The following is a 24,770-nucleotide window of genomic DNA, read 5'->3' as shown; positions in this document are numbered from 1 at the left end:
GGGTGAACCGGACCCGACCCGTGCGGCAGGTCGCCCGGCCGGAACACGGCCCTCTCCCCCACGGATCCGTGGGCTCGGGCCGGTTCCTCACGACTCATGCGGCGGGGCCGTGCTCTGCCGTTCCACCAAGTGCGTCGCCAGCTCGATGCGCTGGGCGGCCTTGCCGGATTCCGCGGGGCCGAAGAGCATGCGTGACGCCTCCTCGGCCATGCGCCGCAGAGGCTGGTGCACCGTGGTGAGCGGCGGGCTCGACCACTGCGCGAGAGGCACGTCGTCGTACCCGACCACGGACAGGTCCTCCGGTACGCGCAGCCCTCTGAGGCGGGCCGCCTCCAGCACGCCGAGCGCCTGGAGATCGCTGCCCGCGAAGATCGCCGTCGGCCGATCCGGCCCGTCCAGCAGGCTCATCGCGTGGTCGAAGCCGCCCTGCACGTGGAAGTCGCCGAACCGCACGAGCCGGGGGTCCGCGTCCAGGGACGCCATCGCCATGGCGGAGCGATAACCGTCCAGGCGCGCCCGTGAGCACAGCATGTCCTCCGGTCCGGTGATGATCGCGATCCGCCGGTGGTGCTGTGCCGTGAGATGCCGGGTGGCCGCGAGACCGCCGGCCCAGTTCGCCGAGCCCACCGACGGCACGTCGGGATCGGGATCGCCCGCGGGGTCGACGACGACGAAGGGGACGGCGGCCGACCTGAGCCGTTGTCTGACATCCCGCGGAAGCGTGGAGAAGACCAGGACGACCCCCAACGGCCTTCTTTTCAGCACTCCTTCGAGCCAGTCGGGTCCGGGCGCGTGCCGCGTGCCGCTCACGGTGAGGACCACGGTCGCGTGGATCTCCCGCGCGACCTGCTCCACTCCTTTGATCAGTTCCATCGCCCAGATGCTCTCCAGCTCGTGGAACACCAGCTCGAGAAGTGCGGGCCGGGCCGGATTCCGGGGGCGGCGACGGTAGCCGTGGACCTCCAGTGCTCGCTCGACCTTGGCCCTGGTCACACGGGACACATCCGAACGACCGTTGACCACCTTCGAAACTGTCGGGAGCGAAACGCCCGCAACTCTCGCGACCTCGGCCAGGGTCACCTTGCCGCTGATCTTGCCGTCCTCGCCCATGTGCGCAGGATACAGGCGTGAGATGCCCGTAACGGTTTGAGCCTGTGCGTGCATGACTGTTGACCGGGCCCCGGGCCTGTCTTAGTGTCCCCACCGCATTGACTTTCGGTAATGAGGCCGAAACTTTCGAAGGGCTCCAACGATGAAGACACGCGCGCGCTTGCCCAGACTGGTCTCCTGCGCTGCGACGCTCGCCCTGGCACTCCCGCTGGCCGCATGCGGCAGCGGCAGCGGCCAGTCGTCGAGCGACGGCAAGATTCACGTTCTGGTCTACGGGGACGCCAGCAACAAGGTCGAGAAGCAGATAGTCGACACGTTCAACAAGACGTCCGACGTCAAGGCCGTCCTCGACACCATCCCCGGCGCCGACTACCAGCAGAAGCTCCAGACGATCATCAACACCCCGCAGGCCCCGGACATCTTCTTCAACTGGGGCGGCGGCAGCATCCAGCCGTTCGTCAAGGCCGACCTGCTGCTGCCGCTGGACGGTTTCATCGCCAAGAACCCGGACCTGAAGTCGAAGTTCCTGCCCTCGGTCTTCAACAGCGCGGTGGTCGACGGCAAGCCGTACGGCGTCCCGATGCGCGGCACGCAGCCCGTCCTGCTGTTCAACAACAAGAAGGTCCTCAAGGACGCGGGGGTCACGCCGCCCCAGACCTGGGACGAACTGCTCGACGCGGTCAAGAAGCTCAAGGCCCGGGGTGTCACCCCGATCGCCCTGGGCGGCGGCGACAGGTGGCCGACCCTGATGTGGTTCGAGTACCTGTACGACCGCGTCGCCGGACCGGGCCTGTTCCAGAAGGCACTCGCGGGCGACAAGTCCGCGTGGGAGAGCGCCGACAGCAAGAAGGCGCTGAGCATGCTCAAGGATCTCGTGGACGCCGGCGCCTTCGGCAAGAACTACGACTCGGTGAAGTACACCAACGGCGCCTCACCGGCACTCGTCGCCTCCGGCAAGGCCGGCTTCGAGCTGATGGGTTCGTGGTACTACGCCCAGCAGCAGACGGACGCCAAGAGCTTCGCGGAGAAGGACCTGGGTTACACGGCGTTCCCGACCGTTCCCGGCGGCAAGGGCGACGCCGCCGACGTGGTCGGAAACACCAACAACTTCTACTCGGTGCTGCGCAAGACCAAGTACCCCGACGCCGCCGCGAAGTTCCTCAAGCTGATGTACTCGGACGAGTTCGTGAAGGCGCAGCTGGCCATCGGCAACCTGCCCACGACCACGAACACCGAGTCCTTCCTGGACTCCTCGGCCAACCCGGACTACTCGCACTTCCAGTACACCCTGGTCGCCAAGGCTCCGGCGTTCCAGCTGTCCTGGGACCAGGCGTACCCGCCGGCCGCCGGGACCCCCATCCAGCAGGCCGTGCAGCAGTTCTTCGACGGCCAGATCGACGCGGACGGCTTCATCAAGGCCATGCAGGCACTTCCGGGTGAATGAACGGCTCATGACTACACAGATCACGAGCACCCCGCCCGCCGCCAGGTCCCTCAAGGTGGCCCGGCGGCGGGCGGGCCACTCGTCAACGGCAAACGTGGCGCGGCCCGGCTTCGGCTGGGCCCTTCCCGCCGCCCTGTTCTTCGCTGTCTTCGCGATCATTCCGCTGATCATGGTCGCGGTCCTGTCCTTCACGACCTGGAACGGGCTCGGGTCGCCCCAGTTCGTCGGCATGGACAACTGGTCACGTCTTCTGGACGACCCCGTGATGCTCAAGAGCATCTGGGTGACCCTGCTCCTGACCGCCCTCGGCATCGTCATCCAGACCCCGCTCAGCGTTCTCCTCGGCGTCTGGGCCGCCGGCTACCAGCGCAACCGCGCCGTGCTGTCCGTCATCTACTTCATCCCGCTGCTGCTGTCCGGCACCGCCGTCTCCGTCCTCTGGCGCGCCCTGCTGGACCCCAACTTCGGCATCCCCGCCGACGCCGGCTGGCTGTTCGGTGACGGGAACCTGTTCGGCAAGCAGGCCACGGCCATCGGGGTCCTGGCCTTCGTGAGCACCTGGCAGTTCACTCCCTTCCACACCCTGATCTACCAGGGTGCGGCACGGGCCGTCCCGCAGGTGCTCTACCAGGCCGCGGAGATCGACGGAGCGGGCCGCTACCGGCAGTTCTTCCACATCACGCTGCCGCAGCTGCGCAACTCGATGATCACCTCGATGATCCTGATGACCGTCGGCGGTCTGACCACCTTCGAGACCGTCCTCATCCTCACGCAGGGCGGACCCGGCACCGACACCACCATCAGCGCCTACTACATGTACGAGAAAGCCTTCAAGAGCTTCGACTTCGGCGCCGGTGCCGCCATCGCCCTCACGCTGGTCGTGGCCTCCACCGTCATCTCACTCGTCGTCGTCCGCGTGTCGGGCTACGACAAGATGCGCAGCACCATGGAGGGCGTGTCATGAGGCGCCGTCCCAACTACGTGGCCGGTGTCGGCTCCGCAGTCTGGCTGTTCCTGGTCGGACTGCCGCTGTACGTGATGATCGCCGCGACGCTGCGCACGCGCGGCGACTACGCGGCGAACGGCCCGGTGTCGGTGCCCGACACCTTCACCCTCGACAACTACCTCAACGCGTTCGACACCGGCTTCGGCCGGTACTTCCTGAACACGATCGCCGTCACGGCGGCCGTGGCCGGCCTGGTGCTGGTCCTGGTGCCGCCGCTCGCGTACGCCATCGTCCGCAGCCGCTCCAAGGTGACCTCGCTGATCTTCCGCCTGTTCCTGCTGGGACTCGCCATTCCGGCCCAGGCCGTCATCGTGCCGATGTTCTACCTCATCAGCAAAGCGGGGCTGTACGACAACCTGCTCGGCGTCATCCTGCCGACGGCGGCGTTCTGCCTGCCGATGTCGGCCCTGATCCTCAGCGGCACCATGCGGGACATATCTCCCGAACTGTTCGAGGCCATGGCGGTGGACGGAGCGACTCCACGGCGCATGTTCTTCCAGCTGGTCGTACCGCTCTCGCGCGGCGGCCTCTCCACGATCACCGTGTTCTCGGCGCTCCAGGCATGGAACGGGTTCCTCTTCCCGCTGGTGCTGACCCAGTCCGACTCGACCAAGGTGATCACGCTGGGTCTGTACAACTTCCAGACCGAACACGGCATCGACATCCCGGGCCTTCTCGGTGCCGTGATGCTGTCCATGGTGCCCGTCCTGCTCGTCTACCTGTTCGCCCGTCGCGCCCTGGTCCAGGGCCTGATGGGCGTCGGAGGAAAGTGACCGCCACGTGGCTGTAGAGACCTCCCACCCGGCCCCCGTGTGGAACGACCCGTCCCGCCCCCTCGCCACCAGAGTGGCGGCCCTGATCGAGGCGATGACTCTGGAGGAGAAGACGGCCCAGCTGTACGGCGTGTGGGTCGGCGCTTCCGCCCAGGGCGACGAGGTGGCTCCCCATCAGCACGACATGGAGGAAGCGGTCGATCTCGAGGCGTTGATGCCCACCGGACTGGGTCAGCTGACCCGGCCCTTCGGCACCGCGCCCGTCGACCCCGCCCTCGGGGCTCTCTCCCTGCAACGCACCCAGGCCCGCATCGTCTCGGCGAACCGCTTCGGAATCCCCGCTCTCGCGCACGAGGAGTGCCTCGCCGGCTTCGCGACCTGGGGTGCCACCGCCTTCCCCGTCCCGCTCTCCTGGGGCGCCACGTTCGACCCCGAGACGGTGCGCCGCATGGCCGCGGCCATAGGCCGTGACATGCGCTCCGTCGGTATCCACCAGGGGCTCGCGCCGGTCCTCGACGTGGTGCGCGACGCCCGCTGGGGGCGCGTGGAGGAGACGATCGGCGAGGACCCGTACCTCGTGGCCACCATCGGGACGGCCTACGTACAGGGACTGGAGTCGGCGGGAATCATCGCGACCCTCAAGCACTTCGTCGGATACTCCGCGTCCCGCGCGGGACGCAACCTCGCTCCCGCCGCGATCGGGCCCCGCGAACGCGCCGACGTCCTGCTGCCCCCGTTCGAGATGGCCGTCCGGGAGGGCGGCGCCCGCGCCGTCATGCACGCCTACAACGACAACGACGGTGTACCCGCCGCCGCCGACCGGCAGTTGCTGACCGGCCTGCTCCGTGACACGTGGGGCTTCGACGGAACGGTCGTCGCCGACTACTTCGGCGTCGCCTTCCTGAAAACCCTCCACGGTGTGGCGGCGGACTGGGCCGACGCCGCGAACACCGCCCTGGCGGCGGGCGTCGACGTCGAACTGCCCAGCGTCAAGACCTTCGGTGAACCACTCGTCCGGGCCGTCAAGGACGGCCGGATCCCGGAGTCCCTCATCGACGGTGCCCTCAGCCGGGTTCTCCGTCAAAAGGCCCAGCTCGGCATGTTGGACCCCGACTGGGACCCGGTGCCGGCCGCCTTGCGCGGGACCGATCCCGACGACCCGGACAGCCTGCGCGGCAAGGTCGACCTCGATCCTCCCGCGAACCGCGAACTGGCACGTGAGGTGGCCGAGAAAGCCGTGGTCCTCCTCAGCAACGACGGCGTGCTGCCTCTCACCGCGCCGCGCCGGATCGCCCTCGTCGGCCCCAACGCGACGGAGGCCACAGCCGTACTGGGCTGCTACTCCTTCCCCATGCACGTCGGCGTCCAGCACCCGACCGTCCCCGTCGGCATCGACCTGCCCACCCTCCACGAGTCCCTGACGGCCGAGTTCCCCGACGCGGCCATCACCGTCGCCCGTGGCACGGGCATCGACGACGGCGACCTCTCCGGGCTCGACGCCGCGGTGGAGGCGGCCCGTGACGCGGACATCGTCATCGCCGTCCTGGGCGACCGCGCGGGCCTGTTCGGCCGTGGCACCAGCGGTGAGGGCTGCGACGCGGAATCGCTCACTCTGCCCGGCGCGCAGCAGCAACTCCTCGACGCTCTGCTCGACTCCGGCCGTCCGGTCGTCACCGTCCTCCTCGCAGGTCGGCCCTACGCTCTCGGCCGCGCGGTGGACGAATCCGCGGCGATCGTCCAGTCGTTCTTCCCCGGGGTCGAGGGCACCCGGGCGATCGCCGGCGTCCTCAGCGGCCGAACCAACCCCTCCGGGCGCCTGCCCGTCAGCGTGCCCCGCAGCCCCGGAACCCAACCGACCACCTACCTCGGCGCCCGCCTGGCCCAGGCCAGCGACGTCTCCAACATCGACCCGACCCCGGCGTTCGGCTTCGGCCACGGCCTCGGCTATACGACCTTCACCTGGAGCGATCTCACGGTTCGAACCGAGGAGACCTCGACCGAGGGCGAGTTCGCCATCGCCTTCACCCTCCGCAACTCCGGCGAGCGGACCGGGACCGAAGTCGTTCAGCTCTACCTCCACGACCCGACAGCGTCCGTCGTCCAGCCGGTGCAGCGCCTCGTCGGCTACAGCAGGGTGTCCCTCGCGCCGGGCGAAACCCGTCGTATCGACATCACCGTTCCCGCCGACGTCGCGTCCTTCACCGGTCGCGACGGCCACCGCATCGTCGAACCGGGCGAACTGGAACTCCGCCTGGCGTCGTCGAGCACGGCCGCTCACCTGACCACAACGGTCACCCTCACCGGCCCCGTCCGCACCGTGGACGAGACCCGCAGGTTCCACGCCGTCTTCGTCCAGCAGCCCCTTCACCAGGAGTAGCCGGAGATCCTGCGGCCGGGGCGTCGACCCGGCGGATCCGAAGGTCCCTGCCCTACGGTGATCGGCGCACCGCGGCCAGGACCCTGGCGAACGCTCGGCCGGAGTTTTCCGGCCGAGCGTTCCGACACCGCCCGGGCGAACGGACCGCAGCAGCGAGATCGCCGGCTTCCCGCGCCCCCCTTCACGTCCCGGGCTGCGACGGGCGGAAGCCGCCCGCTTCGCCGACGTGCGCACCGAATACCACACCCGGCCGGAACAGGGCAGGGCCACCCACCACTGCCCCGAGGCCGTGAACACGTCGGCCCGCGAACGCGCCGCCGGCCGGCCGACCTGATCGGCGAACCGCCCGCCGGTCCCATTGAGTTCGGCGCCTCGTGGAACGACCCCCCACCTCCTGCGCCGCACCCGTGGGGCCACAGTTCTCGGCGCCGGGAAGCAGGAGCGATGCGGGCACGCTGCCCGCGAAGCCGGTCCGCGAGACCGGGGAGTCCTACGCCGGCGCACCCACACCGGCCGTGGAAGACCTTGGTGAAGACCGTGGCGCCCGGGAAACCCGGAACGCGGTCGCCGGTGCGGCGGGATGAGCGCTGGCCGGAGGGACGGCCCTCGGCATAAATCCCTGCCGGCGCCGCGCGGATGCCGTACGGTAAAGACACCGACGCGGGGTGGAGCAGCTCGGTAGCTCGCTGGGCTCATAACCCAGAGGTCGCGTGGTTCAAATCCCGCCCCCGCTACCAGCATCCGGCCCCCGGCGACTTTCGTCGCCGGGGGCCGGAGTCGTTCGGCAGCAGGGCTCCCGGTCGTACGCCGTCGTCAGACATGTCCGGGTGCCTTCGCACCGCAACGCCGCCGGGGTCGAGAGATCACGGCTTCAGCGCCACGGCTCCCAGCTGGGGTACGACCGTCGGCTCTTCGCCGGGCTCCGGCCGCCACAGAGAGCAGGAGACCAGGCCGGGCTCCAGGAGCGTGAGCCCGTCGAAGTACTGGGCGACCTCCTCGCCGCTGCGGGCGGTGACCGGCGGTTTGGCGTTGGCGTTCCAGAACTCCATCGCCTCGAGCTGCAGGTCGCCGCCGAGTTCGGGCTCCGTGGTGGGATGGGTCAGTACGAGGAAGCTGCCGGGGGCCAGCGCCTCCACGAGCCGACGTGCGATGGCCCGCGCCTCGTCACCGTCGAGGACGAAGTTGAGGATGCCGAGCAGCATGAGTGCGGTGGGCTTGGTGAAGTCGAGTGTCCGTCCGGAGATCCGGAGAATGGTGTCCGGGTCGTGCGCGTCGGCGTCGAGGTAGTCGGTGGCGCCCTCCGGAGTACTGGTCAGCAGGGCGCGGGCGTGCGCGAGCACGATGGGGTCGTTGTCGACGTACACGATCCGCGAGTCGGGGGCGATCCGCTGGGCGATCTCGTGGGTGTTCTCCAAGGCCGGCAGGCCGGTGCCGATGTCGAGGTACTGACGGATGCCGTGCTCCCGTGCCAGGCAGCGCACGGCGCGGCCGAGGAACTCCCGGTCGGCGCGCGCGATGTCGCGGATGACGGGGATCATTCCGGCAACGTGATCGCCTACCTGCTGGTCGACCTCGTAGTTGTCCTTGCCGCCCTGCCAGTAGTTCCACACGCGAGCGTTGTGCGCCGTCCCGGTGTCGAGTCGCTGCACTGCGGGGGTGGCGCTCTGGTTCTCGCTCACGTCTTCCTCTCCTCGCACGCCCAAGGACCGTGTGAAACAAGGCACTTGCGGTCACGGCTGCGCTACGGCACATCGGTGGGCGTCATTCTGCCGTACACCGCCGACGCCGTGTCCCGGAACGGGTGGGGCGGACTCACTTGGCCAGTTCCGCGTTGAACTGGGCGCCGACCAGAAGGGCCAGGTTGGACAGCCACAGCCAGATCAGGAACACGACGACGCCCGCAAGTGAGCCGTACAGGCGGTGGTAGGTGCCGACGTGCGAGGTGTAGACGGTGAACCCGAGGGAGACGATCAGCACCAGCGCCACCGCCAGCGCACCGCCCGGCGCCATCATCCGGACCGCGCGGGTGGGCGCCGGGCCGGAGCGGTACAGGACCAGCACCAGGACGACCGCGACCAGGGCCACCACCGGCCACCGCAGCGCGTCCCAGGCCCCCTGCGGCCAGGTGCCCAGGTCCAGCACCCGGCCCAGCCGCCGGGCCAGGCTTCCGGTGAGCGCCATCGCGATGGTGGACGTGAGCAGCAGGGTGACCAGGACGAGGGCGGTGGCCACGATGCGGGGCGCGGTACGCCAGACCGGCCGGTGCGCACTGATCCGGTGCATGGCGTGCAACGCCCGGCGGAAGACGCTCAGATAGCTGGAACCCGACCACAGCGCCGCCGCCCCGCCCAGGACGATCACCGTCCACGCCGTCGACGACTGTCCGGCCATCTGCCGCAGGGTGCTGCGCAGCAGTGCGCGGGACGCGAGCGGGGCGGCCTGTGCCATACGGTCGATGACCTGCGGCTTGGCCGTGGGGATGGTCAGGCCGAGGATCGACAGGACGACCAGCAGAACCGGGAACAGGGCCAGCACCGCGTAGTACGTCAGCGCCGCGGCCCAGTCCGTGATGTCGTCGTTCCAGACGGCCGCCGGGGTCCGGCGCAGCGCCCTCCACCAGCGGGCCGTACGGCTGTCTGCTCTCTCCATGAGGCGGATGTTCTCACTACCGGCGCCCCGTCGCCCAAAGGGGCGGCGGGGACTGATCACAGGAAGCGCCGGATCGGAGCGACGGCGACCTCCTTGACGCGCTGCAGGACCGCCCGTCGCCTCCACCGGCCGAGGTCGATGTCGACGCTGCGCTCCAGGTCCGCCTCGTAGTCGCGGTCGAGCACCGCGGTGAACCCCTCGTCCAGGACGGTGAGCATGATCTCTTCGTCGTGGTCCATGGAACGGCGGTTGAAGTTGGTGGATCCGATGAGGGAGGCGACCGAGTCCACGGTGATGATCTTGGCGTGCATCATGGTCGGCTGGTACTGGCGGATGTGCACGCCCGCCCGCAGGAGACGCGCGTAGTGGTGCTGACCGGCGAGTTGACAGGCCCGCTGGTCGGTGTGGGGGCCGGGCAGCAGGATCTCGACCCGCACGCCGCGGCGGGCGGTATCGCACAGCAGGTCGATGAAGTAGGTGTCGGGCGCGAAGTAGGCGGTGGCCAGCCGGAACCGCTCCTCGGCGGAGGTGAGCATGACCCGGATGAGCGTCTGCATGTCCTGCCAGCCGATGCTCGCGGAGCCGCGAACCACCTGTACCACCGCCGAACCGCTCTGCGGGTGCTCCGTGAAGCGGTCGCGGTCGTCGAAGAGTTCGTCGTGGCACTCCGCCCAGTTCTGCGCGAACGCCGCCGCGATGCCGTCCACGGCCGGACCGCGCACCTGTACGTGGGTGTCCCGCCACTCGGCGGGGTTGCGGGCGCTGCCGCACCACTCCTGCGCGATGCCGACGCCGCCGGTGAAGGCGGTCTCCTCGTCGACCACGAGGGCCTTGCGGTGACAGCGGTGGTTCTGCTTGAACGGGGACAGCAGGACCGGCTTGCGGAACCAGGCGACCTGCACGCCTGCGGTGTCCATGAGGTCCAGCAGCCGCCGCTCGATCTTCTGGGCGCCGAAGCCGTCGAGCAGCAGGCGCACGCGCACCCCGGCGCGGGCGCGTTCGGCCAGCGCGGCGGCGAAGTCGTGGGCGATCTGCCCGCGCCAGTACACGAAGGTCATCATGTCGATGGTGTGCCGCGCCGAGCGGATCGCCCCGAGCATCGCGGGGAAGATCTCGTCCCCGTTGCGCAGTGGCAACAGGTCGTTCCCCTCGGTGGCGGCCACGCCTATCAGCCGCTCCAGACGGCGGCGCAGCCGCAGTTTGCGGACCGCCGTGTCGGACGTGACACTCCCGCGAGCCGAAGTTGCCGGTGCATCGTCGAGTAGCACGCCGAATCCCCCCACTGGGCCATGAAGACAGAACGTCGAGGGCTGCCGGACGATCCGAGCCCGCAAGACCGGATGCCCGGCCGGCACCGCGTTACTCCAGAACGCACGCGCTCGCTGCGGATCTCACGCGCTCCCTGCCGGTCGCGAGCACGGCCGGTGGCGTCGGTGGCCGCACGCTTCTCCAGCCGGGCCAGTCCCGGCAGCGTGACGATCATGCCGGCCGCCGTCGCGGTGACGGTGCCGCGGTGTGCGACGGCGCGGGCCGCACTCGCGGCGCCGACGGGCCCGCTCCCCACACCCCGTCACCAGACCTCCAGGCACGTGGCCGGCCCGGGTCAGGCACCGTTGCCGGAGGCCAGGCAGAGCCGCCAACGGCGTAGCTGAGCCCGCCCGGTGCTGCACGCGCCGCGGTCCGGGTCTGGTAGACCGGGTGCTTCCGTGAGCGCGTTCCGTGCCTGTCAGCGCCCGGTTCCACCGACGTGCGGCGGCTCCCCCCTCGGCGGTGTGGGAGGGGCGCTGGAGGGTTACCCGGCGTCCATGCAGAGGCTTCGTGTTCCATGGCGGACGGCACCCCGGGACGGCGACGAGCACGCGGGAGTCGGGACACCGATCCCCAGGGTGCCGACTCCCGAGGAGGCGGGACCCGGACCCGATGTCGAACGGCGCGCGCCGGACACGCCGGCGAAACTGCCGAAGCGGGCCTGGGCCGCCGTCCTCAAGGGCGCCCTGCGCGAGTTCAAGGACGATGAACTGGCCGACCGCGCGGCGGCGTTGACGTACTACGGAGTGCTGTCGCTGTTCCCGGCCCTGCTGGTGCTGGTCTCCCTGCTGGGCATCGCCGGCAAGTCGACCATCGACGCGGTGCTGCGCAACGTCCGGCAGCTGGCGCCGGGGGCGGCCCGGGACGTCGCCACCCGGGCCGTCGAGCAGTTGCAGGGCAGGGCGGGCGCCGGGTCCGTCATGGCGGTCGTCGGCCTGGTGCTCGCGCTCTGGTCGGCCTCGGGCTACGTCGGGGCGTTCATCCGCGCCGCGAACACCGTGTACGACATGCCGGAGGGCCGCCCACTGTGGAAGCTCCTCCCGCTGCGCGTCCTGATCACCGCAGCCCTGATGGTGATGGCGGTGATCAGCGCGTTGATCGTGGTCCTCACCGGCGGCATCGCCCGCCAGGCCGGCGCCGCGCTCGGGATCGGGGACGGCGTGCTGACGGCGTGGTCGCTCGTCAGGTGGCCGGTCCTCGTGGTCCTGGTCACGCTGATGCTTGCCGTCCTGTACTGGGCCAGCCCGAACGCGAAGGTCAGGGGGTTCCGGTGGATCACCCCGGGCAGCCTCGTCGCCCTGCTGGTCTGGCTGATCGCCTCCGCCGGGTTCGCGTTCTACGTCGCCGGCTTCGCGTCCTACAACAAGACCTACGGCACCATGGCCGGCGTCGTGGTGTTCCTCGTCTGGCTGTGGCTCACCAACCTGGCCGTCCTGCTCGGCCTGGAGTTCGACGCCGAGGCCGCCCGCCAGCGGGCCGTCGCGGGCGGCCTGCCGCCCGGGGCCGAGCCGTACACCGAGCCCCGCTCCACGCGGACGTGGGACGAGGAGGACGCGCGCCGGCTTGACGACGCGTGACCCTTCCCCGGCACGCACGGCTGCTGCGGCACGCATGACGCTTGTGCGGTCATCGGTGTCCTGAACCCGGCCGTCCGGGGTACCCGCGCGTTCGTCGGACCGCCGGGCGGAACAGGCCCGGCGGGCAGGAACAGAAACGACGGGAGGTGAGCAGTGTGTCGGATACGCGGCCGTCCCATGTCTCATCCGGCCGGAGCACGGACCGCCTGGACCACGAGCCGGTGGGTGAGCTGGTGCAGCGGGCCTCGCAACAGCTGACCGAGTTGGTGCGCGGTGAACTCAGGCTGGCCAAGGAGGAGTTCAAGGAGAAGGGCAGGCATTACGGCAAGGGAGGCGGCCTGTTCGGCGGCGCCGGAGTCGCCGGCTTCCTGATGCTCCAGGCGCTGGCGGCCAGTGTGATCGCCGCACTGTCGGTGGTGCTGCCGGTCTGGGCGGCGGGGCTGATCGTCACAGCGGTGCTCGGCGTGATCGCCGCGGTGCTGGCCAGGAGCGGCAGGAAGCAGGTCGGGCTGGCGGCGCCGCCCACGCCCGAGCAGACCGTCGAGAACGTCAAGGCCGACGTGGCCACGATCAAGGAGAGTGCGCACCGATGACCCAGCCGCCACACGACGAAGCCACCGCCGCCGACCCCGGGGAACTGCGCGAGCAGGTCGAGCGGACCCGGGCCGAGCTCGGGGAGACGGTCGAGGCCCTCGCGTCGAAGACCGATGTCAAGGCGCGTGCCCGGCAGAAGGGCGCAGAAGTCAAGGAGCAGGCTGCCGTGAAGGGCGGGCAGCTGAAGGAGCAGGCGGTCGTCAAGGCCGGGGAACTGAAGGTGAAGGCCGTCGACGTGGCCCACCGGGCCCAGGAACGGCTGCCCGGCCCCGTCAGGGACAGGACCGCGCAGGGGGCGCGGCCGGCACGGGACAAGCGCGCGGCGCTGGTGGCGGTGGCGGGCGCGGCCGTGGTCGTGTGGATGGTCTGCCGCCGTGTGAAGGGGTGAGCCGGATGAAGGCAGCGAAAATCGCTTACAAGCCGGTGGGGCTGGCTCTCGGCGTCGCGGGCGGCCTGGCCGCGGGAGCGCTGTTCAAACAGACGTGGAAGGTGCTCGGCCACGACGAGGACGCCCCGGACGCCACCGACGAGGAGCGCACCTGGGGTGAGGTGCTGCTCGCCGCCATGGTCCAGGGCGCCATCTTCGCGGTGGTGAAGGCGGCTGTCGACCGGGCGGGCGCCACCGGTGTCCGCAGCCTGACCGGGACGTGGCCCGGCTGACGGGCCGCCCCGTACGCGGGGTGACGCGCTTGTGGAGGCGTCGACGCCTGCCGGGGTGGACGCCTCCACACGTCCTGCGGCGCCAGTCGCGCGGCCACCTTGTCGGTCCGCTGTCCGCTTGTCGGTCCGCTGTCCGCTTGCCGGTTCGGGGACTGCCCGTCGCCGACGTGCCGGCCCGCGGTCCAGGCGATCCGGGTCGCGTGCGGTTGACGCGCGTACGGGCAGGCGATGTCGGGTAAGTCCGAGCCGAGCACAACGTGGACGGTTCCGCGAAAGTCCGCGCGGCCTCCTCCCGGCAAGGCCACGCCGTGCACGCGGCCCTCAGGACAGGTAGCCCTCGACCTCCGACGCGGGACGCACGTTCGCCGCGCCGGGGTCCTGCCCCACCTCGATCCGGGCCCTGCGCTGCCGGAGCAGGTCCCAGCACTGGTCCAGTTCGGTCTCCAGGCGGGCCAGGCGGGCGTGCTCGGTCGGCTCGTCGATCTCCTTCCGTGCCAGACGGTCACGCAAGTCCTTCTCCTGATTGATCATTTCCGTGATGTGACCGAGTATCTCCCTCTCGGCCTCGGCCTCGGACCCTGTCATGGCTGCCCCTCTCCGGACGACGGGGCGAACCCCGGTTCCCCTTCACCACCTTCTCGCACCCCCGCCCAAAACGCATCGGCCGGAGGCGGCGGCACGGTGTACGGTGGCCCGCGGACCGGGGGAAAGCGGTTGCCGCAGGTCAGGGACAGGGACTGGGGAGGATCACCACCGATGGCGTCGACGTCGGAAAGGCCGCTCGATCACCGCTACCGGGGCGAACATCCCGTCCGGACACTCGCCTATCTGCTGCGCGCGGACCGCCGCAAGCTGGCGGCCGCGGTCGTGGTGTTCACCGTCAAGCACAGCCCCATCTGGCTGCTGCCCCTGATCACCGCGTCCGTCGTGGACACGGTCGTCCAGCACGGGCCGGTCTCCCGGCTGTGGACGTCCGTCGCGGTCATCATGGCGATCCTGCTGGTCAACTATCCGCTGCACGTGCTGTACGTACGGCTCCTCTACGGCAGCGTCCGCCGGATGGGCACCACGCTGCGCTCCGCGCTGTGCACCCGGATGCAGCAGCTGTCCATCGGCTACCACTCCCGGGTCAGCGCGGGCGTGCTCCAGGCCAAGGTCGTACGGGATGTCGAGACCGTCGAGCAGATGGTCCAGCAGACCGCCGAGCAGGGGCTGGGCGCGCTGACGGTGCTGGCCGGCGGACTGGTCATCATCGGCGTCCGCACACCCGAGTTCCTGCCGGTCTTCCTGGTCGTGGTGCCTGCGGCGACCCTCGTCGTGGCCCGGCTGCGGGCGCGCCTGCGGACTCACAACGAGCACTTCCGCCACGAGGTGGAGACGCTGTCCTCACGGGTGACCGAGATGACGCGGCTCATCCCGGTCACCCGGGCCCACGGCCTGGAGGGCAAGGCGCTGCGCCGGATGGACGGCACCCTGAGCCGGCTGCTCACCTCGGGGTTGCGCCTGGACCTGGTCAACGGCCGCTTCGGCTCGCTGGCCTGGGTGGTCCTGAACGTGATCGGCGTCGCCGTCCTGGCCGCCGCCGCGCTGGTGTCGTACTACGGCGTGTGGGGTGTCACGGCCGGAGACGTCGTCATGCTGAGCGCCTTCCTGACCACCCTCACCAGCTCCACCACCACACTGACGAGTCTGGCGCCGGTCATCACCAAGGGCCTGGAGTCGGTGCGTTCGGTGGGCGAGGTGCTCCAGGCGCCCGAGCTGGAGGACAACGAGGGCCGGGAGGAGGTCACCGCCGTCCGCGGGGCGGTCACGTTCGAGCGGGTCGGCTTCGCCTACGAGGACGCCGGGCGTCCGGCCGTGGCGGAGTTCAGCCTCGACGTGGTGCCGGGTGAGACGGTCGCCCTGGTGGGCGCCTCGGGGGCCGGCAAGTCCACCGTGCTCAACCTCGTCATCGGCTTCATCCGGCCGACCTCCGGCCGGCTGCTGCTGGACGGCACCGACATGAGCGGCCTCGACCTGCGCACCTACCGGCGGTTCGTCTCGGTCGTGCCGCAGGAGTCGATCCTCTTCGACGGCACGGTCCGGGAGAACGTCGCCTACGGCATGGAGGACGAGGCCGACGAGGAGGCGGTGCGCGCCGCGCTGCGGGACGCCAACGCCCTGGAGTTCGTGGACCGGTTGCCGCACGGTCTGGAGACCGTCATCGGCGAGCGCGGCGCCCGGCTCTCCGGCGGTCAGCGCCAACGCCTCGCCATCGCACGGGCGTTGATCCGGGACCCGCGCGTCCTGGTGCTGGACGAGGCCACCTCGGCGCTGGACACCCGCTCCGAGGCGCTGGTCCAGGAGGCACTGGCCCGTCTGCTGCGCGGCCGTACGACGTTCGTGGTGGCCCACCGGCTGTCCACCGTGCGCGGTGCCGACCGCATCGTGGTGATGGACGACGGCCGTATCCGCGAGATCGGCACCCACGAGGAACTGCTGCGCCGGGGCGGCACCTACACCTCGCTGCACGGCGGGCAGGTGGCCTGACGGGCGACTGCGCCGGGCCGCGGCACGGATCCGCGCCCTCCACAGCTTGGCCGACGTCCCGCAGGGGGCGTCGGTGTGGTTCAGGTGGCGTCCGTGGAGAGGCGTGGGTCGGCGGCGACGATCGCGCGGACGGTTTCGGTGACCAGGCGGCGGTCCAGGGGTGCGTCGGCGAAAGCCCGGTGCATCGGCCAGCCCTCGATCAGCGCGTCGAGTGCGCGGGACACTCCGGGCGCGAAGTGCAGGGCGAGGCTGTCCCTGCTGCGTTCGAGCCAGGTGCGGGTCGTGGCGGAGACCGCCTCGTTGTGGTTGGCGTAGGCGTACATCTCGAAGATGAGGGTCATGTCGCGTTCCGTGGCGTAGGCCGGGCCGCAGATCAGCTCGACGACGGCCGCCTCGGCCTCTTCCGTGGAGCAGGCGGACTGCAGCGTCCGCCGGTACAGACCGGACATCGTGTCCGACAGCCGGGCGAAGGCCTGGGCGAGCAGGTCCGCCATGCCGTCGAAGTAGTAGGTGAGCGAGCCCAGCGGGACGTCGGCTCGCGCCGCGATCTTCCGGTGGGTGGTGCTGTGCACGCCACTCTCGGAGATCACGTCCAAGGCCGCATCGAGAATCCGCTCCTTGCGTCCGGGATCGTTCGGGATCTCGCGTCGTGTACCGCTCACGCCCTCAATGTGCCATGGGTTGCCCCCTCCCGAGTGTGTACAGACGTACAGGTCAGTGTGTACGGTCGTACAGACTTGTGTACGGATCCAGCTGGAGCCACCGCCCATGACCTCTGACCTCGCCCGGCGTCGCACCGCCGTCTTCGTCCTCTTCTTCGCGCCGGGGCTGACCATCTCCTCCTGGGTCACCCGCACCCCGGACGTGCGCGACCTGCTCGGCGCCTCCACGGCCCGGATGGGCCTGATCCTGTTCGGGCTCTCGGTCGGCTCGATGCTCGGCATCCTGTGCTCGGGCACGGTCGTGGCCCGCTGGGGTGCCCGGCTCGTCATCCTGGCCGGCACGTCGGCCGTCGCCGCCGGTGCCGTGGTGGTCGGGGCGGGGGCCGCCGCGGGTTCGGGGGCCTGTGTCGCGCTGGGCCTCGGGCTGTTCGGTCTCGGCATGGGCGGCGGCGAGGTGGCCCTCAACGTCGAGGGCGCCGAGGTGGAACGGCTGCTGGGCCGCTCCACGCTGCCCGCCATGCACGGATTCTTCAGTCTGGGCACCGTGCTCGGGGCGGTCGCCGGCATGTGCCTGACGGCGGTGGGCTTCCCGGTCCTGGTCCATCTGCTCGTCGTGGCCGCGGTGGTGCTGGGCGCGCTCGCCCTGGTCATCCGGCGGGTACCGGCCGAGGTGGGCCGGCAGACCGCCGCCGGAGGCCGGTCGGCGGGCGCGACGGGCGCACCGCGCGCCGCGGTGTGGAAGGACCCCGCGCTGCTGCTCATCGGCTGTGTCATCCTCGCGCTCGCCATGGCCGAGGGCACCGCCAACGACTGGCTGCCGCTGGTCATGGTGGACGGTCACGGTTTCGACGCCGCGCTGGGCTCGGCCGTGTACGCGGTCTTCGCCGCCGCGATGACCGTGGGGCGCTTCGCGGGCGGACGGTTCGTCGACCGGTTCGGGCGGGCGGCCGCGCTGTGCGGGAGCGCGCTCGTCGGGGCCGCCGGACTGGCCCTCGTGATCTTCGTCGACAACCAGGCGGTCGCTGCTGCCGCCGCCGTCCTGTGGGGTCTCGGGGCGTCACTCGGGTTTCCCGTCGCGCTCTCTGCGGCGGGCGACTCCGGCGCCGACTCCGCCGCGCGCGTCGCGCTCGCCGCGACCGTCGGCTACGTCGCCTTCCTGGTGGGCCCGCCCTCCCTCGGCTACCTCGGTGAGCACTTCGGGCTGCGGCACGCCCTGATCCTGGTGCTCGTCCTGGTGGTCGCGGCCGCCTTCGCCACACCGGCCGCCCGTGCGCGCCGGGACGCGGTCGAGCCGGAACCGGCGACCACCTGAGAGCGGAGCTCGCCGGCCGGCCGGACCTACGCCCCGCCCCGTATCTCGGTCCCTTCGGCCGGGCCCGGCCATCGCCCGCCCGTATACGCGAGGGAAAATTCAGTTCATCGGTCCGCAAACCGGTCGCTGGATCGGTGTAATCGACACAGATGCCGTACCGCTCGGCGATCTAGCGTCGGAGGTGCACGGGGGCCACACGGACCAGAAAGCACCGAGGCGCACATGCCCATCCCGGATACCGACGTCATCTCCGCGACCGACTTCCACGCCGACACCGACATCGACATCGACACCCGCATCCACACTCCCGCCCCGCCCGCCGCCGCCCTGCTCCCCGGGCCCGCCGACGAACTGCCGCCGGTGGCGTCCCCGCCCGACCTCGTGCTGCAGCAGGTGCGCGACGAACTCGCGCTCGACGGCAGCGCGCAGCGCAACCTGGCCACCTTCGTGACCACCTGGATGGAACCGCAGGCACGGCAACTGATGGCCGAGACCGCGGAGAAGAACCTCGCGGACCGCGCCGAGTACCCGCAGATCACCGCCATGGAAGAACGCTGTGTGCGGATGCTCGCCCGGCTGTGGCACGCACCGCACCCGGAACAGGTCAGGGGCTGCTCCACCACCGGTTCCAGCGAGGCGTCGATGCTGGGCGGCCTCGCGCTCAAGCGACGCTGGCAGCAGCGCCGGCGCGCACAGGGGAAGGACACCGCCCGGCCCAACGTGGTGATGGGTGCGAACGTCCAGGTGTGCTGGAAGAAATTCGCCAACTACTTCGAGGTCGAGCCGCGTTACGTGCCGATGGAGCCCGGCCGCTATCACCTCACGCCCGACACCCTCACCGCCTACTGCGACGACAACACCATCGGCGTCGTCACCGTCCTCGGCTCCACCTACGACGGCTCCTACGAGCCCGTCGCCGACATCTGCATGGCCCTGGACGGCTACCAGGCCGCGACCGGCACCGACATCCCCGTGCACGTCGACGGCGCCTCCGGCGCGATGGTGGCCCCGTTCCTCGACCCGGGCCTGATGTGGGACTTCCAGCTCGAGCGTGTCGCGTCCATCAACACCTCGGGGCACAAGTACGGCCACGTCTTCCCCGGTCTCGGCTGGGCCCTGTGGCGCGACGCCGAGGCCCTTCCGGAGGACCTGGTCTTCGAGGTCGACTACCTCGGCGGCCGCTCCCCCAGCTTCACCCTCAACTTCTCCCGTCCGGGGGCGCACGTCGTCGCGCAGTACTACAGCTTCCTGCGGTACGGCTTCGAGGGGCTGCGCCACCTCGCGGTCGAGAACCGGACGACCGCACGGGCCCTCGCCGAACGCATCCGGGCCGTCGGGCCCTACGAGCTGGTCACCGACGGGTCCGAACTCCCGGCGCTCGCCTTCCGTCTCGCGCCGGGCACCCACGGCTTCACCGTCTTCGACGTCTCCCGCGCCATGCACGCACGCGGCTGGCAGTTGCCCGCCTACGCCTTCCCCGCTCCCTGCCAGGACGTCTCCGTCCTGCGCCTCGTCGTCCGCACCGGGTTCAGCGCCGAACTCGCGGGCACGTTCATCGCGGACCTGACGGAGGTCACGCGTCAGCTCCGCCTCCGCCGGTCCATGCCCGCGCCGGCCGTCAAGCCCCTCGTCGTGGCGGCGGAGCCGGCGCACGCCAACTCCCCGGCGTAGAAGCGGACTTCCGCATCCGCGGATCTGCACGGCGGGCTCAGACAGCCCCGGATCTCTTCGGCACCGCCGGGACGCACAGCCATGCGAGGCCCGCGGCGGTCAGGTAGGCGAGCGCGCCGACGGCCATGCTGATGCGCAGGCCGGCGGTGTAGTCGGTGGCGGTGGCCAGCAGACTGCCGCCGAGCGCGACACCGGTGGCGCTGCCGATCTGGCGGGTGGTGTTGAACAGGGCGGAGGCGGCGCCCGCGTAGGCGGCGGGTGCGGCACCCATCACGGTGCCGGTCGTGCCGGTGAGGGCGAAGGAGGTGCCGAACCCCGCGGCCATCATCGGGGCGACGAGCAGCGGGTAGGCGGGGTCGGCGCCCGCGGCCGCCCAGCCGGTCAGCCCGAGGGCGGCCAGGAGCATGCCGGAGACCACCAGTGGACGGTCGCCGGTACGGCGGGTCAGCCGGCCGGACAGGACGGAGGCGAACATGGTCATCGCCACCGCCGGGAACAGCGCCACCCCGGTGCCCAGGGCGCTGAAGTGGCGCTGGTGCTGGAATTCGAGGCTGGCGGTGAACACCATGCCGTAGAAGCCGAAGTTGAACAGCAGGCCGATCACGGCTCCCCCGCCCATCGCCCGGGAGCGCAACAGGCTCGGCGGCAGGACGGGCGCCCGGGCGAGCCGCTCACGTACCGCGAACGCCGCGGCGGCCAGGACGGCCAGGCCGAGCCCGGCGAGTACGGCCGGATCGGACCAGCCGCGGCGTCCGGCCTCGTTGAGCGCGGCGGTCAGCAGGGCGGCCGTCGCCATCACCGCGCACTGTGCCGGCCAGTCCAGGGGCCGGTCGGCGCGCCGGGGCGAGCGTGTCACGTGCCGCAGCGTCAGTACCAGGCAGGCCGCTCCGACGGGCAGGTTGACGAGGAACACCCACCGCCAGCCGAGGGTGGAGACGAGCAGCCCGCCCAGCAGCGGACCGGCGGCGGCCGCGATGCCCGCCATCGAACCCCACAGTCCGAAGGCCCGGGAGCGTGCGGCCGTCCCCGGGTAGGCCTGTTGGAGCAGGGCCAGGGAGCCGGGCACGATCAGGGCCGCGCCGAGCCCCTCGACCAGCCGGGCCGCGACCAGGAGGGGGCACTCGCGGCGAGCGCGCACCCGGCCGAGGCGAACGTGAACACGGCCACGCCCGCGCAGAAGACCCGCCGGTTGCCCAGCCGGTCGCCCAACGCGCCGCCGGTGAGCAGGAGTCCGGCGAAGACCAGGGTGTACCCGTCGGTGATCCACTGGTTGCCGGTGAGCGAGGCCGACAGTTCCCGGCCGATCACCGGCACGGCGACGTTGATGGCCGTCACGTCCAGGATCACCATGAAATACCCGGCGCACACCGCCAGCAGCGGAGCCCAGGACCGTTGCCCGGGCTCCGGGGCCGTACCGGGTGAGGACCTCGCCCCGTCCTCCCCGGCCGACGACTCCGCGAACGCCAAGGCCCACACTCCATCCCATCGACCGAGTCACGGCACCGAATGCCACAACAAGAGACATATTGCATGCCGAAGGATCGCGCGGTGGCAGGTTCGCGCACCGCCTCGCGGGCGCGTCGCACGCTGTCCGGGACGCCGCACGCGGTCGTGGGGCGTCGCGCAGCAAGTCGCCGCGGGGTCAGGCCGGGCGAGGGCGGTCGGTGCCGGATTGCCGGGAAACCGGTCCGCCCTGTGGTCTACCCCGGGACGAGGACGGTGAGCCACTCCGCCTCGCGTGGGCGGTAACCGTAGCGGTCCCACAGCCCTGACACGATCGCCGGGACGTGGCCGGCGCCGTAGACGATGGCCACCCGGATCGGCTCGGTGGCGCGTTCCGCGTGGATCTCGCCGAGTGCGTCGAGCAACCGCTGGTCGCGCCGGTCGCTCATCGCGTGTTCGACCGGGTTGTCGGCCAGCATCTCCGCCCGGTGCGTCGACGGCAGGTCCTCGACCACCTGGTCCTCGTCGAGGAAGGCGCGCGGACCGCGCAGCGCGAAGACCAGGCCCATCACCGGGGCGGCGAGCATGAGCAGGACGTACATCCACCGCGGCAGTGTCCTCAGGTCGGCGACCGCCTCGGCCGCGGTCACGTCCGGGTTGACCACCGGCACGCCTTCGGGAAGCACCAGTCCGTCGCTCTGCTCCTGCAGGCCGTTGCGCCGTCGGCGCGGGGCGAACCGGTAGGCCAGCGTGAGGGCGCTCACCTCGGCCGATCTCCCCCGGATTCCCTCGACGACTATGAGATCGCATTCCCTGAGCCGGAGGCGGACCTGGGAGTAGAACGTCGGCGATGCCACATGCAGCATCGGGAAGATCACGAATTCGAGCGGCGTCTGCGTCCGTCTCATGGTGATCACAGCAGACCGGACGGCATACCCGGTCACCTCGATGATCTGCACGGCCCCCTCCTTCACGCGTCGCCGGGTTCGCCTCACGCCCGCTGCAGAACACGAACGCGCCCCGGTGCGTGGTTCCCCGGCCAGGGCGGGGCGCCGGCCGCGGGCGGCGGCCTCCTTGCCGAACGGGCAACGGCCACCTGAACTCCTGCCGATGCCCTGGGTATTGACGCGCAGCTGGTCTAGTCCATACCGTCTTCAACCACCGGCGGTTCAGCAGTGAAGTCGTCGTTCAAATGCGTGAACTCCTGCCCTCAGCTTCCGGATACTCCGCTCCGACACCCCCCACCCCATGCTTGTCGCGTTCACGACAGGAGTCGTTCTGTGATCAGATCCGCTGCCAGAGCCCTCACCGCCGTTCCCGCGCTTCTCACGACGGCCGCCACCGTCCTCGTCGCCGCCGGAGGTTCGGCGAGCGCCGCGACCAATCCCGGCCCCGGCTTCCCCGCCCACTACGCCGCGCCGTACGTCGAGACGTGGAACTCGCCCTCGGCGATGACCAACGCCCGCAACGCCACAGGCCTGAAGTACTTCACTCTCGCCTTCGTCATCGACGGCGGCGGCTGCAACGCCATGTTCAACGGCGACACACCTGTCACCGACGCGGGCTGGACCTCGGCGATCAACTCCCTGCGCGCCGCGGGCGGTGACGTCATCGCCTCCTTCGGCGGTGCCTCCGGCACCGAGGAGGCCCAGGCCTGTACCACCGTGGCCTCGCTCAAGGCCCAGTACAAGAAGGTCATCGACACCCTCAACCTCACGCGGGTCGACTTCGACGTCGAGGGCAGCGCGATCGCCGACACCGCCGCCAACGACCGCCGGAACAAGGCCCTCGCCCAGCTCCAGCAGGAGTACGCCGCCGCCGGGCGCAAGCTCGACGTCCAGTACACCCTGCCGTCCATGCCGAACGGCCTTGACGACAACGGCACGAAGCTGCTGTCCAACGCCAAGAGCAACGGGCTCACCGTCAATCTCGTCAACATCATGACGATGGACTACTACGACGGCACCCGCGACATGGGCAAGGCGGCCACCGACGCCGCCACCGCCCTGCGCGCCCAGCTCGGTTCCATCTGGCCGGAGAAGTCCGACGCCCAGCTGTGGGCGATGGAGGGCAACACCCCGATGATCGGGGTCAACGACGACACCAGCGAGATCTTCACCACCGGCAACGCCACCACGCTCGCCAACTTCGCCAAGTCCAAGGGCATCCAGGAACTCGCCTTCTGGGCGCTCGGCCGCGACAAGGCGTGCGCCACCAACGGCCAGCTCTCCGACTCCTGCAGCGGGACCCCGCAGAGCGCCTGGCAGTTCTCCAGTACCTTCAACACCGTGACCGGCGGTACGACCACGCCACCGCCCACCGGTTCCACCGGCCAGATCACCGGCCTCGGCGGCAAGTGCGTGGACGTCGCCGGGGCGAGCAGCGCCAACGGAACCGCCGTTCAGATGTATGACTGCAACGGCACCACGGCCCAGCAGTGGACCGTAGGGTCCGACAACACCATCCGCAGTCTCGGCAAGTGCATGGATCTCACCGCCGCCGGCACCGCCAACGGCACGAAGGTCCAGTTGTACGACTGCAACGGCACCGGTGCCCAGGTCTGGCAGCCGGGCAGCGGCGACACCCTGGTGAACCCCGCGTCGGGCAAGTGCCTCGACGTCACGGACAAGTCGACGGCCAACGGAGCCCGGCTGCAGATCTGGACCTGCGCCGGCGGCACCAACCAGCAGTTCCACCTGCCGGCCTGACCCCGGAGAACCCCCACCGGCTGCCCGGCGCGACGTGAACGCGCCGGGCAGCGGTCTGACGCCGGGCCGGGCTGTCCCAGTCGGCCGTCGGCGCCCGCGTCAGCGTCGTCCGGCCGCGCACCGCCCACTCCGTCGCGGGGATCCGCGGCACGCTTTCGCCGCGGACGGCACTGTGGTTCGCAGCCATCCGGCCGCGGCGGCGCTACGCCGGCGGCGCAACCAGCGTCTGGGACTGGTGCGAGCGGCGAAGGGCGTCGGCCACGAACCCCTCCGCCTTCAGCTCCTCGACCACCGTGCGCAGGAACCGTACGGTCTCGGGAGCGGACTTCCGGGGAACCCCGACGGCCTGGCGGATCTCCATGAAGCGGTCCTCGATCAGCCGGACCTGATCCGCGTGTTCCGCGACGAAGACAGACATCGGCTGCCGGATGCCCGCCGCGGCCTCCAGCCCCTGTGCCAGGAAGACGTCCACGCCCTCGTCGCCACGCACCACGGTCGCACGCCGAAGAGTACGGCTCAGGTAGAGGTCGTACGCGGAGCCCTGCTTGACACCGACGCGGACGCCCGGCCGGTCGATGTCGGCGGCGGACCGGAGGTCCGATTCCACGGGCACCGCGTACACGCCCTCGATGACCACGTACGGGGCGGTGAAGGCGACCTCTGCCTCCCGAGCCGGTTCGACAGCGAGGAAGCAGAGATCCGCTCGGCCCGACGTCATGGCTTCGAACGACTTTCGCGCGGCGTCGAAGCAGACGAATTCCACCGGCACTGCCAGACGCCGGCCGATCTCACGGGCGATGTCCACCGTGACGCCGGCGGGCCGTGCCGAGGTGCCCTGGGCGAGTACGGGGTTGCCCAGGTTGATCGAGACCCTCAACACACCTGTCGAAGCGAGGCCTTCGACAATGTCTGCGGCAATGATCCCCATGGGGGTGAAGTATAGGACG

20 protein-coding genes, 1 tRNA gene and 1 pseudogene are annotated in these 24,770 nt (G+C 70.6%); 13 read left to right on the top strand and 9 right to left on the bottom strand.

What is annotated here, in order from left to right; all coding sequences use genetic code 11:
• Nucleotides 1-87: 87 nt before the first annotated feature.
• Entirely contained in the window at nt 88-1,110 is a 1,023-nt protein-coding gene (locus BLW82_RS41345) for a LacI family DNA-binding transcriptional regulator (RefSeq protein WP_177233232.1), read from the bottom strand.
• A 142-nt stretch (nt 1,111-1,252) separates the two neighbouring features.
• Here BLW82_RS41345 and BLW82_RS41340 point away from each other — a divergent pair, with 142 nt between their 5' ends.
• The 5 genes from BLW82_RS41340 to BLW82_RS41320 all read left to right on the top strand — a co-directional run bounded on the left by BLW82_RS41340 (nt 1,253) and on the right by BLW82_RS41320 (nt 7,447).
• The gene (locus BLW82_RS41340; protein ID WP_093507403.1) at nt 1,253-2,554 is read left to right on the top strand and encodes an ABC transporter substrate-binding protein; all 1,302 of its coding nucleotides are present in this window, start codon (nt 1,253-1,255) and stop codon (nt 2,552-2,554) included.
• A gap of 7 nt (nt 2,555-2,561) precedes the next feature.
• Nucleotides 2,562-3,518, top strand: coding sequence for a carbohydrate ABC transporter permease (locus BLW82_RS41335; RefSeq protein WP_093507401.1), 957 nt, complete (start codon nt 2,562-2,564; stop codon nt 3,516-3,518).
• Nucleotides 3,515-4,333 carry a carbohydrate ABC transporter permease gene (locus BLW82_RS41330; RefSeq protein ID WP_093507399.1) on the top strand — a complete coding sequence of 273 codons (819 nt, stop codon included), beginning with the start codon at nt 3,515-3,517 and terminating at the stop codon, nt 4,331-4,333. Before BLW82_RS41335 ends, BLW82_RS41330 begins: the two co-directional genes overlap by 4 nt.
• Before the next feature lie 7 nt (nt 4,334-4,340).
• On the top strand, nt 4,341-6,710 hold the full coding sequence (locus tag BLW82_RS41325; protein WP_093507397.1) for a beta-xylosidase/alpha-l-arabinosidase: 2,370 nt from the start codon (nt 4,341-4,343) through the stop codon (nt 6,708-6,710).
• 659 nt (nt 6,711-7,369) lie between these two features.
• Nucleotides 7,370-7,447: transfer RNA gene (locus BLW82_RS41320), tRNA-Met, on the top strand.
• Between the two features lie 126 nt (nt 7,448-7,573).
• On the opposite strand, the gene BLW82_RS41315 is transcribed toward BLW82_RS41320, so the two are convergent.
• The 3 genes from BLW82_RS41315 to BLW82_RS41305 form a co-directional block, all read right to left on the bottom strand.
• Nucleotides 7,574-8,389 carry an SAM-dependent methyltransferase gene (locus BLW82_RS41315; protein ID WP_093507395.1) on the bottom strand — a complete coding sequence of 272 codons (816 nt, stop codon included), beginning with the start codon at nt 8,387-8,389 and terminating at the stop codon, nt 7,574-7,576.
• A 133-nt stretch (nt 8,390-8,522) separates the two neighbouring features.
• Nucleotides 8,523-9,359 carry a YihY/virulence factor BrkB family protein gene (locus tag BLW82_RS41310; protein WP_093507393.1) on the bottom strand — a complete coding sequence of 279 codons (837 nt, stop codon included), beginning with the start codon at nt 9,357-9,359 and terminating at the stop codon, nt 8,523-8,525.
• A gap of 56 nt (nt 9,360-9,415) precedes the next feature.
• Nucleotides 9,416-10,627, bottom strand: coding sequence for a phospholipase D-like domain-containing protein (locus BLW82_RS41305; protein ID WP_093507391.1), 1,212 nt, complete (start codon nt 10,625-10,627; stop codon nt 9,416-9,418).
• A 537-nt stretch (nt 10,628-11,164) separates the two neighbouring features.
• Here BLW82_RS41305 and BLW82_RS41300 point away from each other — a divergent pair.
• The 4 genes from BLW82_RS41300 to BLW82_RS41285 all read left to right on the top strand — a co-directional run bounded on the left by BLW82_RS41300 (nt 11,165) and on the right by BLW82_RS41285 (nt 13,498).
• Entirely contained in the window at nt 11,165-12,244 is a 1,080-nt protein-coding gene (locus tag BLW82_RS41300) for a YihY/virulence factor BrkB family protein (protein WP_093507389.1), read from the top strand.
• Nucleotides 12,245-12,465: 221 nt separating this feature from the next.
• Nucleotides 12,466-12,837 carry a phage holin family protein gene (locus tag BLW82_RS41295; RefSeq protein WP_093508561.1) on the top strand — a complete coding sequence of 124 codons (372 nt, stop codon included), beginning with the start codon at nt 12,466-12,468 and terminating at the stop codon, nt 12,835-12,837.
• Nucleotides 12,834-13,226: a DUF3618 domain-containing protein gene (locus BLW82_RS41290; protein WP_093507387.1), complete on the top strand. Its 393-nt coding sequence runs from the start codon at nt 12,834-12,836 to the stop codon at nt 13,224-13,226. Before BLW82_RS41295 ends, BLW82_RS41290 begins: the two co-directional genes overlap by 4 nt.
• 5 nt (nt 13,227-13,231) lie before the next feature.
• Nucleotides 13,232-13,498, top strand: coding sequence for a DUF4235 domain-containing protein (locus BLW82_RS41285; protein WP_093507385.1), 267 nt, complete (start codon nt 13,232-13,234; stop codon nt 13,496-13,498).
• Between the two features lie 321 nt (nt 13,499-13,819).
• Here BLW82_RS41285 and BLW82_RS41280 read toward each other — a convergent pair whose 3' ends face one another.
• Nucleotides 13,820-14,083, bottom strand: a complete 264-nt coding sequence (locus BLW82_RS41280) for a DUF2630 family protein (protein WP_093507383.1) — start codon at nt 14,081-14,083, stop codon at nt 13,820-13,822.
• A 171-nt stretch (nt 14,084-14,254) separates the two neighbouring features.
• On the opposite strand from BLW82_RS41280, the gene BLW82_RS41275 reads away from it, so the two are divergent.
• Nucleotides 14,255-16,027, top strand: coding sequence for an ABC transporter ATP-binding protein (locus BLW82_RS41275; protein WP_093507381.1), 1,773 nt, complete (start codon nt 14,255-14,257; stop codon nt 16,025-16,027).
• Nucleotides 16,028-16,107: 80 nt separating this feature from the next.
• Here the strand turns inward: BLW82_RS41275 and BLW82_RS41270 are convergent, their stop codons facing one another.
• Complete coding sequence (locus BLW82_RS41270) at nt 16,108-16,689, bottom strand: TetR/AcrR family transcriptional regulator (protein ID WP_093507379.1); 582 nt, start codon at nt 16,687-16,689, stop codon at nt 16,108-16,110.
• 106 nt (nt 16,690-16,795) lie between these two features.
• On the opposite strand from BLW82_RS41270, the gene BLW82_RS41265 reads away from it, so the two are divergent.
• Nucleotides 16,796-18,001, top strand: a complete 1,206-nt coding sequence (locus tag BLW82_RS41265; protein WP_093507377.1) for an MFS transporter — start codon at nt 16,796-16,798, stop codon at nt 17,999-18,001.
• A gap of 222 nt (nt 18,002-18,223) precedes the next feature.
• Nucleotides 18,224-19,672 (top strand): glutamate decarboxylase, encoded by a 1,449-nt coding sequence (locus BLW82_RS41260; protein WP_093507375.1) that lies wholly within the window; start codon nt 18,224-18,226, stop codon nt 19,670-19,672.
• 37 nt (nt 19,673-19,709) lie between these two features.
• Here the strand turns inward: BLW82_RS41260 and BLW82_RS41255 are convergent.
• Together BLW82_RS41255 and BLW82_RS41250 are read right to left on the bottom strand one after the other, a co-directional pair.
• Nucleotides 19,710-21,139, bottom strand: a pseudogene (locus BLW82_RS41255) (MFS transporter).
• A 233-nt stretch (nt 21,140-21,372) separates the two neighbouring features.
• A complete protein-coding gene (locus BLW82_RS41250; RefSeq protein ID WP_093507373.1) occupies nt 21,373-22,074 on the bottom strand; it encodes a hypothetical protein in 702 nt (233 codons plus the stop codon).
• A gap of 321 nt (nt 22,075-22,395) precedes the next feature.
• Here BLW82_RS41250 and BLW82_RS41245 point away from each other — a divergent pair, with 321 nt between their 5' ends.
• On the top strand, nt 22,396-23,823 hold the full coding sequence (locus tag BLW82_RS41245) for a chitinase (protein ID WP_093507371.1): 1,428 nt from the start codon (nt 22,396-22,398) through the stop codon (nt 23,821-23,823).
• A gap of 202 nt (nt 23,824-24,025) precedes the next feature.
• Here the strand turns inward: BLW82_RS41245 and BLW82_RS41240 are convergent, their stop codons facing one another.
• The gene (locus BLW82_RS41240) at nt 24,026-24,703 is read right to left on the bottom strand and encodes a transporter substrate-binding domain-containing protein (protein ID WP_371131526.1); all 678 of its coding nucleotides are present in this window, start codon (nt 24,701-24,703) and stop codon (nt 24,026-24,028) included.
• Between the last annotated feature and the right edge of the window lie 67 nt (nt 24,704-24,770).

It is taken from the genome of Streptomyces sp. Ag109_O5-10 (assembly GCF_900105755.1).
Classification (GTDB): domain Bacteria; phylum Actinomycetota; class Actinomycetes; order Streptomycetales; family Streptomycetaceae; genus Streptomyces.
This window is presented reverse-complemented; position numbering and strand designations above follow the sequence as displayed.

Coding starts and splice junctions, on each gene's coding strand:
- BLW82_RS41260 (WP_093507375.1), top strand. CDS start 18,224: ATGCCCATCCCGGATACCGACGTCATCTCCGCGACCGACTTCCACGCC.
- BLW82_RS41335 (WP_093507401.1), top strand. CDS start 2,562: ATGACTACACAGATCACGAGCACCCCGCCCGCCGCCAGGTCCCTCAAG.
- BLW82_RS41310 (WP_093507393.1), bottom strand. CDS start 9,359: ATGGAGAGAGCAGACAGCCGTACGGCCCGCTGGTGGAGGGCGCTGCGC.
- BLW82_RS41330 (WP_093507399.1), top strand. CDS start 3,515: ATGAGGCGCCGTCCCAACTACGTGGCCGGTGTCGGCTCCGCAGTCTGG.
- BLW82_RS41340 (WP_093507403.1), top strand. CDS start 1,253: ATGAAGACACGCGCGCGCTTGCCCAGACTGGTCTCCTGCGCTGCGACG.
- BLW82_RS41290 (WP_093507387.1), top strand. CDS start 12,834: ATGACCCAGCCGCCACACGACGAAGCCACCGCCGCCGACCCCGGGGAA.
- BLW82_RS41300 (WP_093507389.1), top strand. CDS start 11,165: ATGCAGAGGCTTCGTGTTCCATGGCGGACGGCACCCCGGGACGGCGAC.
- BLW82_RS41265 (WP_093507377.1), top strand. CDS start 16,796: ATGACCTCTGACCTCGCCCGGCGTCGCACCGCCGTCTTCGTCCTCTTC.
- BLW82_RS41285 (WP_093507385.1), top strand. CDS start 13,232: ATGAAGGCAGCGAAAATCGCTTACAAGCCGGTGGGGCTGGCTCTCGGC.
- BLW82_RS41275 (WP_093507381.1), top strand. CDS start 14,255: ATGGCGTCGACGTCGGAAAGGCCGCTCGATCACCGCTACCGGGGCGAA.
- BLW82_RS41345 (WP_177233232.1), bottom strand. CDS start 1,110: ATGGGCGAGGACGGCAAGATCAGCGGCAAGGTGACCCTGGCCGAGGTC.
- BLW82_RS41280 (WP_093507383.1), bottom strand. CDS start 14,083: ATGACAGGGTCCGAGGCCGAGGCCGAGAGGGAGATACTCGGTCACATC.